The 12,524-nt window shown below is 55.6% G+C and carries 8 protein-coding genes; 6 read left to right on the forward strand and 2 right to left on the reverse strand.

What is annotated here, in order from left to right; translation table 11 throughout:
• The first annotated feature begins 67 nt into the window (after positions 1–67).
• The gene (locus tag MKY86_RS33280; protein ID WP_076077294.1) at positions 68–796 is read left to right on the forward strand and encodes a protein-glutamine gamma-glutamyltransferase; all 729 of its coding nucleotides are present in this window, start codon (positions 68–70) and stop codon (positions 794–796) included.
• Positions 797–808: 12 nt separating this feature from the next.
• On the opposite strand, the gene MKY86_RS33285 is transcribed toward MKY86_RS33280, so the two are convergent.
• A complete protein-coding gene (locus tag MKY86_RS33285; protein ID WP_076077297.1) occupies positions 809–2,425 on the reverse strand; it encodes a response regulator in 1,617 nt (538 codons plus the stop codon).
• Positions 2,400–4,292, reverse strand: a complete 1,893-nt coding sequence (locus MKY86_RS33290) for a cache domain-containing sensor histidine kinase (protein ID WP_076077300.1) — start codon at positions 4,290–4,292, stop codon at positions 2,400–2,402. The genes MKY86_RS33285 and MKY86_RS33290 overlap by 26 nt, the downstream gene beginning before the upstream one ends.
• An 81-nt stretch (positions 4,293–4,373) precedes the next feature.
• Between MKY86_RS33290 and MKY86_RS33295 the strand changes: the two genes are divergently transcribed.
• From MKY86_RS33295 to MKY86_RS33315, 5 genes are all read left to right on the forward strand, one after another.
• Positions 4,374–5,849: an ABC transporter substrate-binding protein gene (locus MKY86_RS33295; protein ID WP_076077303.1), complete on the forward strand. Its 1,476-nt coding sequence runs from the start codon at positions 4,374–4,376 to the stop codon at positions 5,847–5,849.
• Positions 5,850–6,098: 249 nt separating this feature from the next.
• Positions 6,099–8,429, forward strand: coding sequence for a beta strand repeat-containing protein (locus MKY86_RS33300; protein WP_340827747.1), 2,331 nt, complete (start codon positions 6,099–6,101; stop codon positions 8,427–8,429).
• A gap of 604 nt (positions 8,430–9,033) precedes the next feature.
• Positions 9,034–9,969: an ABC transporter permease gene (locus tag MKY86_RS33305; protein ID WP_445669922.1), complete on the forward strand. Its 936-nt coding sequence runs from the start codon at positions 9,034–9,036 to the stop codon at positions 9,967–9,969.
• Between the two features lie 46 nt (positions 9,970–10,015).
• On the forward strand, positions 10,016–10,909 hold the full coding sequence (locus tag MKY86_RS33310) for a carbohydrate ABC transporter permease (protein ID WP_076077305.1): 894 nt from the start codon (positions 10,016–10,018) through the stop codon (positions 10,907–10,909).
• A gap of 53 nt (positions 10,910–10,962) precedes the next feature.
• A complete protein-coding gene (locus MKY86_RS33315; RefSeq protein ID WP_076077324.1) occupies positions 10,963–12,516 on the forward strand; it encodes an ABC transporter substrate-binding protein in 1,554 nt (517 codons plus the stop codon).
• Positions 12,517–12,524 lie beyond the last annotated feature (8 nt).

Raw genomic sequence — 12,524 nt, forward strand, 5'->3', positions numbered from 1 at the left:
CCAATAGGAGGCCCGACACGTACAATAACCTATATTTCATGGCAAGAAGACGAAAGGGGGAAGCAGAATGGGGTATGGATACGCGGCTCCGGCAGATCCGGCATTTGAGAGCAGAATGCGGGGGGAGATTATTGCGGCAGCCCGGGCAATGAATGTAGGGGGGACAGATTTCTCGACCTTCGAGAATTCCCGCTGCAATCCGAGGTACTGGACCCGTACAGGAGGCGGTGGATTTGAGCTGAATTCAAATGTCACTCCTTCGGCGGCGATTAATGATATTTTTGTGAATGGACAGCTGTATGCCTTTGAATGTGCTATGGCGATGGTGATGATTCTCTATAGAGCGACCATCAACATGATCGGAGAGGCGGCCTTCAACCGTAATTTCACCGGCCTGTACCTGTGGGACTGGAACTATGACAGCAATCTGAAGCTGATTACCACGTTCAACAGGAATGAGCTGCAGCCGGGCGATGTGGTCTATTTCAAGAATCCCGACCATGATCCGGCTAAGCCGGAATGGCAGGGGGAGAACGCGATTATGTTGTCCAGAGACAGTTACTACGGACACGGGCTTGGGATTAAGAATGCCACTCAGATGATAACCTCGCTTAACAGGGAGCGGGTGCCGGGCAGCCGGACCTCTGCCTATCTGGCGGATGAGGGGCTTCACCCGGATTTTGCCTATATTGCTTCTCTTGGCAACTCACGACTGAGCCCGCCGGTCTCCGCCAAAGTGAATGCAAAAACGGCCATCTTCTCCAGAATAGGTACGAAATCCTATATTGTCCGCTAGAGCGGCAGCGGTCTAATCCTTGGCCGAACGGAACTTGAGCGGGTGCAGGCCGGTGGTTTTTTTGAAAACAGTACTGAAATAATGGGGATTCTCATAGCCGACCCGCTCTGAGATCTCCATGACCTTCAGGTCCGTGGTCAGCAGAAGCTCCTTCGCCTTGCCTATGCGGATCTGAGTGATATAGTCGGTAATGGTTCTTCCAGTCTCCTTCTTGAACAGCAGGCTGATGTAGTTAGGTGTCAGAAACACCTCCTCGGCAATCCTGGACACGGACAGCTCCGAGGCGTATCCCTCCTGAACGATGGTGCAGATGCTGCTGACGATCCGGCTGTTCCTGGAGGTGTTCTTGCCTGCTACATAAGCGCTTAAGTCATGCAGGAGCGACAGCATATACGCCTTAAGGCCGGTGATCGTGGTCTGCTGGTACAGCTTATCCATGATGCTAATCCGGTCGCTTAGCACCTGCCCGATATCCTCATCTATCTCATATAGGGCTCTGGCGGAGGTGAAAATCATCTCTGCGCAGATACTCTGCACATATTCAATTCTATGCTTGGGCCCGGCCAGTCCGTCGAACAGCTGCTCCAGCAGCCGGGTGACGGTGTCCGTATGTCCTGCCTTCAATTCATTCATCAGCCGGGCCTGGAGTTTATAGATAAAGGTACTCTGCAGCTTCTCCGTGTCGGGCTGGATATCGTTAATGTAGAGGACGGAGGCAGGCCCGGTATAGAATTTGTACACCAGCGCGGCCAGCGCATCCTTATAGGAATCCTCAAGCTGGCCCGCCAGCGGACAAGCCCGCCCGATGCCGACGGAGGCATCCAGCCGCAGATACTTCTGAATATTAGCGATGATTTGTTCGCAGGTCCCGGAGATGGAGGGGGACGGAGGTGTCTGCGGGGTGCAGATCACCATAATGAATTCGTTCTCGCTGGCTACGAAGCTGATGGCGCAGGGGTGGCTGTCCAGGCTCTCCTGAATGATATTCTGGATGGAAAAGTAGAGCAGCTGCTTATGCTCCTCTGAGTATTTATCCACCGCGCTCCGGTATTCATCCAGCTGGAGTACACAGACGCTGAGAAGCGTCCCCTGCTGGAAGGGCAGGTCGAAATACTGTATCTTCTGCCAGATCTCCTCCTCCCTGCGGTAGAGGCCGGCAATCAGATTCTGGAGGAATTTCTCCCGCAGCAGCGGCATACTGTCTTGAAGCTGCTGCTTAAGCTGCTCCAGATCCAGCTGCTGCTCGTGTTCCTCTGTCAGCTTGGCCACCGCCTGGCGGAAGACACTGCGGATCTCGGGCAGCTTGACAGGCTTCAGAATATATCCCTCGGCGTTCACCTTCAGCGCCTCCCGGGCGTAGGAGAAGTCCTGGGCGCCGCTGATAATAATAATCCGGGCCCTGCAGCCTGCCTCCCGCAGCTTCTCTGCTACCTCCAGCCCCCCCATTAGCGGCATCATAATGTCGGTGAACAGGATGTCCGGCCTGAGCTTCAGGCATAATTCGTAGGCCTCCAGCCCGTCTGAGGCTTCCCCGATAATCTCAATCCCGAACTCTTCCTGCCAATCAAACACACGGATCAGACTGCTGCGGATAAACGGCTCGTCATCCGCTATGATCATCGTTAACATCTTCATTCACCTCATTCCAAGTAGTGACCACCGGGAACCGGATGACAGCCAGCAGACCGCAGCCGTCTTCGGTATTGTCGTAATAACGGATGCCGTAGGACTCTCCAAAAAACTGCCGGATCCGCATATGCACATTGCGGATGCCGTAAGACTGGCTGCCCGGCTGCGGGTCTGCCAGCAGCTGGTTCAGCCGTGCGGGATCGGCGCCTATTCCATCGTCGAACACGGAGATGCTAAGCAGCTCCTGCGTCTGCTCTACCCGGATACGGATCGTGCCTGTGCCCCGCCGCTGCTGAATGCCGTGAATCAGGGCATTCTCCACCAGCGGCTGGAGACTGAGCTTCACCACCAGACATTCCTCTGCCAGCGCCCGGTCCGTCTCCTCCAGCTCATAGTGAAGCCGGTCCTGGAAGCGGAACTGCTGAATCTGCAGATAGCTCTCGACCTGCCGCAGCTCATCGCGGAGCGGGATGATATTGCGGCCCTTGCTCAGGCTGTACCGGAAGAAATCCGAGAGTGAGGTGACCATGCTGCTGATCTCAGGAATATCGTGGTTAATGGCAATCCAGTTAATGGAGTCCAGGGTATTGTAGAGAAAATGCGGATTGATCTGGGCCTGGAGCATTTGCAGCTCGGCTTCCTTTTTGCGCAGCTCGGTGACGTAGAGCTTGTCGATCAGCGCCTTAATCTGCTGGAGCAGCTTGTTGTAGCGGTTAAATAAATAGGAGAATTCGTCCTTGCGCCGGTAACGGATGGGGATATTGAAGTTCCCGCTCTCGGCATGCGACATTGACTGGATGAACTTGCGGATCGGAGCGGAGATATTCTCGGAGAGCAGCAGGGCCATCAGAAAGGAGATGAGCATGCAAATGCCAATTACGACATACATCACCCGGCGGAAGGAGACCAGCTCCCCATTCAGCTCACGGACAGGCGAGAAGGACAGGATGGTCCAGCCGGTATTCTCCAGCGTCTTGTACGAGACGAGCATCTCCTCGCTGCCGATAGAGTGGCGGAAGGAATGCAGAGCGGATGAGTGGTCTGAAGAGAGAGGGTTGCTGGTACTGTCAGCAGGGCCTATAGTCAAGCTAAGCTTGCTGTAATAATCCTGAGCGGCGATATTCTGGCCGATGAGTGACGGCTCGGGGCTGATGGCGATCGTTCCGGCCCTGTCTGCGATATAGACCTTGCTGCCGGGGGTAGGCTTATAATGCTCCAGCAGCGTGCCGAATTCGGCTACCGGGATATCAAGGGTGAGAAGTCCGACATAGGGCAGCTGTGCATGCCGGATACCGAACAGGCGCTTCGCGAATTTGAGGGTGAATCTGGAATCCAGTGAGCTAAGGCCCACCACGGCAAAATCGGCTTTGGCCGGAATGCTTAAATACCAGGGCTTCAAGGTAATAAGATCGATATTGAATACACGCCGTGAGAAGTTATATTGGGTATATTCCGGCCGGTTCAGCATATAGAGCATAGGGACGAAGCTGTTGCCGGAGGTCCCGTTCGCGGGGAAATCCTCAAGGATTTTGCTAAGGGCGGCCAGCTCATTAATGATTCCGGTGCTGTCTGCGGGCCGGTTGGAGGAGATGAGGTCCGCGAATTCAGAATTCAGGTACAACGCAGTCATGGATTGATTGGCGGCTTCGAACCGCCGGGCCAGATTATCCTGAACCAGATTGAAGTTATTCTCAATCGATGTATTCATATTCCGGGTAATGATCCCGGCGGATTTGTTATAGATGGTGACCGAGATGATCGTGGTCGGGAGAAGAACGAGGAAGAGAAAGTAGAGGATCAGACGGCTGCGGATGCTGAAGTTATACAGGAAGAGAGCCTTCGACAACGAATCGTAATATTTCTTCATCGGAGTCCTCCTTCAGTAAGTCAATAACTGGTATACATTGTAAAACGCGTGAAGTCAGGATGTCAACGCAGGAGGTGCGGTGTGAAAAGGTTACTGTTCTATCTTATCGCCATCTTAGGGTGCGGGCTGGCTATCTACACTTTTGTCTATGACCGCCCGCTGCTGCCGGACCTCACTCCAGGCGAGAAGGCCCTACCGGCGGCGCAGACCACCCGGGTGAGGGTCGCCCTGTCTGACTGGACGGAGAACCTGGAAGTGAAGAATGCCATCAGCCATTATAATAAAACGAATCCCGATCAGATTGAGATCGTAGTGATGAACCTTGCTACAGACGCCTACGACGATACCTTAAATATGCTGATGACCTCCGGGCAGGGGCCGGATGTGTTCAGTGTCGATAACGCCTGGCTGGCCACTTACGTCAACAAGGGGTATCTTGCTAATCTGTCTGCTGATCTGGATGCCGGATGGCTGTTGCGTTTTCCGGTATGGGCCAGGAAGTACGCATCCGGCCCGTTGTTCAAGGGCGGAATCTACTTCATGCCCTCCAGTATTGATACCGTGCGTCTGATCTACAATAAGCAATTGTTCCGGACCGCCGGACTTGACCCGGAGCAGCCTCCGCTTACCTTTGCCGCACTGGAGCAGGCGGCCCTGCAGATCAGCCAGGCCGGAGCGCCGGTGAACAAATACGGCTTCGCGTTGCCCGGCGGGGATAGCCGGGCCAGTCTCCAGGCCGGACTGGAGCTATCGAATACCTACAGCGGTTATTATCTTTATGATTACCGGTCGGGCCGTTATGACCTGAGTGTGTATGCCCCCTGGCTGCGAATGGTGCGGGAGATGAAGCAGCAGGGCAGTCTCTACCCGGGGGAGACTCTGCTGAAGCTGAGCAGCGCGCTCCGGCAGTTCGCGGACGGCAATATCGGTATGATGTATGTTACCAGCAAAGATTATGTCAAGCTGCAGGAGTATATGCCTAAGGATGACTGGGGGGTGGCGCTCCCTCCGGCGGCGGACCTGTCACGGCGCGGGGCCGGGGCCCTGATGATGGTCCCCCACGCTCCGCTGGTGGTGAACAGTGCGGCGCAGAGCCGGGAGGCTGCGGTGAAGGTCTGGACTTTTCTTCAATCGAAGGAGTTCCTGGGCATGCTGTATCAGCAGGCGCTCGCCCTCCCGGTGACAGACGGGATTATGGATAAGCCGGGCGCTTCACGCGGGCTGCACCACTTCAGGGAATTCTATCCCACCGCAGCAGAATCGATCTATCCGCTCTCCCCGCAGATCATGGACCAGTATGATCCGAATACGGTATCCATGGAGCCGCGTTATTCAGGCGACCGTCCAAGAATGCAGCTGTATCTGCGGATCATCGCGGGGGACATTCCGCTGGACCAGGGACTGGGCAGCGAGAGTGAGCGGCTGAATCAGATGCTGGACATTGCAGCTACCGGGTATTCTTTTCGGCGTGAGGAATATATCTATCCGCAGTTCGATCCCCGCGCCCCGTTATTGGGGGAGAGCCTGCAGAACCGTTCAAGCAGCGGACGGGAATAGAATAGGCTTATATTCAGGGACCTTTCCCGGCCATTGCGGCTGAGTAAGGTTCTCTTTGTGTTGTCTCCTATTTATATGGGATGCCTGCCGGAATCTAGCTCTACTGCACACACCGTGCCGGAATCGCAGAATATTACTATATTGATCCATCTTTCTGCTGCTAGCTTCTATGTAGTCAAAAGATAGATTAAGCGAGGAAAGGAGAATCTATCAGGACAATACAAATCTGTCGTTAAAGGAGACTGGGTAATGACTCTACTATCCACAGGACCACTGGAAAATAATGCAGTAGGAGGGGTAAGACCCACCACACAGGTTACGGTCAGAATTGATAACCGCAGCAGCATTTCAGCTTATACAGTATTGATACAAGGCTATTACATGCAGGGGGGCGTTAGAAATCTGTATGTCAGCCAAACGCTCGATGTGGCTGCCAACGAAGCGATAACAAACACTTATTATGCGGATCTGGACGCTTTTGAATTTCTGTTTGTCACTTCGGCTACTGTGGATGACCCGGTTCAGATCTCCGTATGGGGCAAGAGCAGCACCGGCCAGCTCGTCACCGCCCACCGGGTGGTCTCGGCTGAACTGCTGGGCGATACTGGTGTAACGGGGGCCACTGGGGCGACTGGAGCGACCGGTGTGACGGGCCCGACTGGCGCAACTGGCGCAGGAGTGACGGGGGCGACCGGGGCAGGGGTGACCGGTGCGACCGGCGTGATGGGCCCGACAGGTGCAACTGGCGCAGGAGTGACGGGGGCGACTGGAGCGACCGGGGCGGTGGGTGCAACGGGAGTAGGAGTGACGGGCCCGACAGGTGTAACTGGCGCAGGAGTGACGGGGGCGACTGGAGCGACCGGGGCAGGAGTGACCGGAGCGACCGGCGTGACGGGCCCAACAGGCGCAACGGGCGCGGGAGTGACTGGAGCGACCGGGGCAACGGGAGTAGGAGTGACCGGTGCAACGGGGGCGACTGGAGCGACCGGGGCAGGAGTGACCGGAGCGACCGGCGTGACGGGCCCGACAGGCGCAACGGGCGCGGGAGTGACTGGAGCGACCGGGGCAGGAGTGACCGGTGCGACCGGTGCGACCGGCGTGACGGGCCCGACAGGTGCAACTGGCGCAGGAGTGACGGGGGTGACCGGGGCAACGGGCGCAGGAGTGACCGGAGCGACCGGGGCAACGGGAGTAGGAGCGACCGGAGCAACGGGCGTAGGCGTGACCGGAGCGACCGGAGCAACGGGCGTAGGTGTGACCGGAGCGACCGGGGCAACGGGCGTGGGAGTGACCGGAGCGACCGGGGCAACGGGAGTAGGTGTGACCGGTGCGACCGGGGCAACGGGAGTAGGTGTGACCGGAGCGACCGGGGCAACGGGAGTAGGAGTGACTGGAGCGACCGGGGCAACGGGCGTAGGAGTGACCGGAGCGACCGGAGCAACGGGCGTGGGAGTGACCGGGGCGACAGGTGCAACGGGCGTGGGAGTGACCGGGGAGACCGGGGCAACGGGAGTAGGCGTGACCGGAGCGACCGGAGCAACGGGAGTAGGAGTGACCGGAGCGACCGGAGCAACGGGCGTAGGCGTGACCGGGGCGACCGGTGCAACGGGCGTAGGAGTGACCGGAGCGACCGGAGCAACGGGCGCGGGAGTAACGGGAGTGACCGGAGCGACCGGAGCAACGGGCGTAGGAGTGACCGGAGCGACTGGAGCAACAGGAGTGGGAGTGACCGGAGCGACTGGAGCAACAGGAGTGGGAGTGACCGGGGCGACCGGAGCAACGGGCGTAGGAGTGACTGGCGCGACAGGAGCAACGGGCGCGGGAGTAACGGGAGTGACCGGAGCGACCGGAGCAACAGGCGTGGGAGTGACCGGGGCGACCGGGGCAACGGGAGTAGGAGTGACCGGAGCGACCGGAGCAACGGGAGTAGGTGTGACCGGGGCGACCGGGGCAACGGGCGTAGGAGTGACCGGAGCGACCGGAGCAACGGGCGTAGGAGTGACCGGAGCGACTGGAGCAACAGGAGTGGGAGTGACCGGGGCGACTGGAGCAACGGGCGTGGGAGTGACGGGTGCGACCGGGGCAACCGGCCCGAATTTGGCAACGGAAGGGTTCTCCGCATTCCTGCCGACGTTCTCGGTCTCGACCAGTACTCAGCTTACCGGCTGGACTGTGACTTCGCCTTACTATGACAGTGCGACATTTAATGAGACCACGGGCAACTATACTATACCGGTATCCGGCAGATATTCGTTTGAGGCGACCATTAACTACAGCACTACGGCTGCAATCACGGTTGCGTTGGGAGCAGGGATAGATCCGGCTTTTGTAGTGCAAAGAACATCCCCGACAGTGACAAATCTGGTAACCGGATTGTTCCCGCTGCTGAATGTTAACGTTGCGCTTGTGTTGTCCCTCCGCACGATTTTGGGCAACGGAACGGTAACCTTGACGGGTGAATTTGAATTAACGGCAGGCGATGTGATCGGACTGTTCTATGTAGCAGACGGATTAACTATTCCGCTTGATCTTGGCGGCTCCTCGTCAGGCACTGTATGGTCTGTCCACAGACTGACTTAACCCCGGCAGGCAGACCAGTCCTGTAAGCTCAGCCAAAAGAGCGTTCCACAGCGGTCATCGTGGAGCGCTTTTTTGCATTTTGTCCCTTCGGCTTCACTGCCTTCCGGCAAATGGGTTCTGGTACGGAAAGCAGTTGGATTTTCACCACTTACTCATGGACAGAAGCCTTCTTGTAGGGAAACAGTTGGAGAAACAGCACTTAAAATTCAGCAAATATAGCAGAGTAGGGGAAATACGCAAAATTAAATGACGTTTATCCAACTAAAACCTGAAAATAATCCAAAATATTCATATTAAAATACGTTTATCCAATTAATTTACCTCAAGCCAGAGCGAGAAAGGGCGCGCTGTCCACCTCATAGCAGAGTGAGAAGGGGCGCGCGGCCACCTTATGCCAGAGTCAGAGCGAGAGAGGTGTGATGTCCGATCTCTGCGACTGCCATTTCTTGCTGCCCTTACTTGCCCGGAAGAAGTGAGCCCTTCCAAACTCTGTAGGATTTTGAACTTTTATTATAGATGGACTTATTTAGCATGGAGCCGCCTGCGGGTACACTTAAGTCAGGGAAGAGAGGGACTGCTGAAGGAACACAGGAGGCGGAAGACAATGGTTATGAAGACGAAAAAGAGACACGGGCTGAAGCATCTGCTGAAGCATAAGGTGCTGCTGCTGATGCTGCTGCCGGGCGTAGTATTTTTGCTGATCAACAACTATCTGCCGATGTTCGGAATTGTGATTGCGTTTAAGAATATCAACTATGTGGACGGGATTCTCGGCAGTCCGTGGGTGGGGCTGGATAACTTCAAATTCCTCTTCGCCACCTCGGATGCCTGGATTATCACGCGCAATACGGTGCTCTACAACTTCGTGTTCATTGTGCTCAATCTGGTTTTTGCCGTATCCATTGCGGTTGCCCTGAATGAGCTGAGGAACAAGCTGGCCGCCAAATTCTATCAGAGCATCATGTTCTTCCCCTACTTCCTGTCGATGGTGGTGGTGAGCTATCTGGTGTTCGCTTTTCTGAATGTTGAATACGGTTTCATTAATAAAGGGGTCTTCGCCATGTTCGGGCTGGATGAGCTGAACTGGTATTCGGAGCCGAAGTACTGGCCGTTCATTCTGCCGCTGATCAATCTCTGGAAAGGGGTGGGCTATGGCTGTGTCATCTATCTGGCGGCCATCATCGGCATTGACAACGAGTACTATGAAGCGGCCCTGATCGACGGTGCCAGCAAGTGGAAGCAGATCCTGCATATCACGATTCCGCTCATCCGGCCGGTCATTATTATTACAACGATTCTGGCGATCGGGGGCATCTTCCGCTCCGACTTCGGGCTGTTCTACCAGACCACACTGAACTCCGGGGCGCTGTACCCGACTACACTGGTCATCGACACCTACGTCTATAACGCGCTGATTAATATGGGTAACCTGGGGATGTCCGCAGCGGCCGGATTATACCAATCGGTGGTCGGCTTTTTCCTGGTCCTCGGCTCGAACTGGATCGTGCGTAAGGTTGACAAGGATCAGGCGGTTTTCTAGCTAAAAGTCTGGCAGCGCACGTACCCTGTAGAAGGAGTGGAAATCCGTGGCTAATAACGAAATATCCCGCTTCACTAACGTTCTTCTCCATATTATTTTTATCATCCTGTCCCTGGCCTGCCTGCTGCCGATTGTACTGGTCTTCATGATCTCCATTACCGATTACGATTACATCGTCCGCAATGGCTATCAATTCATTCCGGAGAAGCTTAGCCTGGAGGCTTACGCCTATATATTCAAGGATTACAGCGTGGTGCTGCGGGCGTACGGCATTTCCTTCTTCGTCACCATCACTGGAACGCTGGTCAGCGTGTTCATCTCTTCCCTGTATGCGTATCCGATTTCGCGGGCGGATTTCCGGTACCGGGGGGTGTTCGCTTTCCTGATCTTTTTCACCATGCTGTTCGGCGGCGGGCTGGTACCGTGGTATATGGTCTACACCCAGGTGCTCGACCTCAAGAACTCCATCTGGGCGCTGGTCGTGCCGATGCTGCTGTCCCCGTTCAATGTGCTGATTATGAAGACGTACTTCCAGATGAGCGTGCCGCCTGCGCTGATTGAAGCCTCTACGATTGACGGAGCGGGGGAGCTAAGGACGTTCTTCCGGATTGTTTTCCCGCTGTCTTTGCCGGTCTTCGCGACCATTGGGCTGTTCAATACCCTGCATTACTGGAACGACTGGTTTAACAGCATGATTTTCATTACCGACACAGACCTCTATTCCCTCCAATATCTCATGTACAAAATGATCTCCCAGGCAGACTACCTGAGCCGCAATGGGGCACTTATTCAAGGCTCGGCCACCGAGCTGGCCAAATTGCCGGGGGAAACGATCCGTATGGCGATGGCGCTGATCGGCATCGGGCCGATTGTGCTGGCCTATCCGTTCTTCCAGCGGTATTTTATCAAAGGACTGACGCTCGGCTCTATCAAAGGCTAACCTCGGAACCTACCGATTAGCATATATTTGTTCCATCAAGGGGAGGAAAAAGTATGGCAGGTAAAAAAGTCACAGGTCTGCTGCTGTCATTTGTGCTTATGGCGGGGTTCACCCTGGCCGGATGCTCCGGCAATAACAACAATACGGCTGCGCCTACAGAGAAAACGGGAGAGAGTACCACAGCTCCGGCAGCAACGAAGGAAGCTACAGCAACGGAAGCGCCCGGGACCAAAGCGCCGGATGCGCTTGAGCCGGTGGAGCTGTCCCTGTATCTGCCCGGCGGGCCGGATAAGGACGTGGCGTCCGTGGAGCAGGAGATCAATGCTTATCTGAAGGACAAAATCAATGCCACAATCAAGATTAACCAGCTGAGCTGGGATAAACCGGCTGACAAGGTCAACCTGATGATCCAGTCCGGCGAGGTGTTCGATATGGTCTATACCTGGAACTTCATGACCAACGCCGCGAAGGGGGCGTATCTGCCGCTGGAGGAGCTGCTGGACACCTATGCCAAGGAGACGAAGGCACAGATTAATCCCGCATACCTGCAGGCAGCCACCGTCAACGGACATTTGTATGCGGTTCCAACCGAGAAGGAGCTGGGGCAGTCGGTCGGGTTCGCTTTTGACAAGGCGATTGTGGATAAATACGGCTTCGATGTGAACAGCCTCCAGAAGCTGGAGGATATTGAACCGATGCTGAAGACGATTAAGGAGAAGGAGCCGGCGCTCTCCCCGCTGTTCATGAACCATACCGACAGTCTGCACTGGTTCACCGCGTATCCCGACAGCGAGGATCTGGACGGCAGCAATGATATCCCGACCCTGCTTGATTACAAGACCATGAAGGTGTTCAACGAATACGACACGCCAGCCATGACGCAGCGTCTGAAGCTGATCCGCAGCTGGTATGAAGCGGGCTATATCAACAAGAACGGAGCTACAGACAAGACCGAGCTGAAGGATGCGGTCAAAAGCGGCAAAGCCTGGTTCGTCTACGGCAACATGAATCCGACCTCCACCAATGACTGGACCCGGCTCGCCGAGAAGCCAATGATCATCAAGACGCTGCTGCCTGTTCAGGTCAGCACCAAGAGTCTGCAGGGCTCCATGCTCGCCATCTCCAGAACCTCGAAGAACCCCGAGCGGGCGATGATGTTCATGAACCTGATCCACACCGATCCGGTGCTCTACAACCTGCTGACCTTCGGCATTGAGGGCAAGCACTACAAGAAGCTGGAGAACAATACTGTAGAGTTCATTGCGGACAGCGGCTACAACTCCGTATCCTCCTGGATGATCGGCAATGTGCTGCTGAACTACCTGAATAAGGATGAAGATCCGAAGCGTGTGCAGCTCTATACGGACTGGAATAAGAATTCGAATATTTCACCAGTTATCGGGTTTGTGTTCGATTCGACCAAGGTGCAGTCACAGATCGGGGCACTGATCAACATCACGAAGCAGTATAAGAACACCCTGTTCTCCGGGGAAAAGGACCCTGAGCCGGTCCTGAAGGAGATGAACAGCAAGCTGAAGGCCGCAGGCCTGGACGCTGTGATTACGGAAATTCAGAGTCAGCTCGACGCTTTTCTGGCCGCCAAATAAGCAGTAGA

Origin of the sequence: Paenibacillus sp. FSL R7-0333 (genome assembly GCF_038000365.1) — a bacterium.
Taxonomy (GTDB): Bacteria; Bacillota; Bacilli; order Paenibacillales; family Paenibacillaceae; genus Paenibacillus_AQ; species Paenibacillus_AQ silagei.

Bases quoted from the DNA above. Each gene is read 5' to 3' on its own strand.
- MKY86_RS33280 (WP_076077294.1), top strand. From the start codon at position 68: ATGGGGTATGGATACGCGGCTCCGGCAGATCCGGCATTTGAGAGCAGA.
- MKY86_RS33285 (WP_076077297.1), bottom strand. From the start codon at position 2,425: ATGTTAACGATGATCATAGCGGATGACGAGCCGTTTATCCGCAGCAGT.
- MKY86_RS33300 (WP_340827747.1), top strand. From the start codon at position 6,099: ATGACTCTACTATCCACAGGACCACTGGAAAATAATGCAGTAGGAGGG.
- MKY86_RS33315 (WP_076077324.1), top strand. From the start codon at position 10,963: ATGGCAGGTAAAAAAGTCACAGGTCTGCTGCTGTCATTTGTGCTTATG.
- MKY86_RS33290 (WP_076077300.1), bottom strand. From the start codon at position 4,292: ATGAAGAAATATTACGATTCGTTGTCGAAGGCTCTCTTCCTGTATAAC.
- MKY86_RS33305 (WP_445669922.1), top strand. From the start codon at position 9,034: ATGGTTATGAAGACGAAAAAGAGACACGGGCTGAAGCATCTGCTGAAG.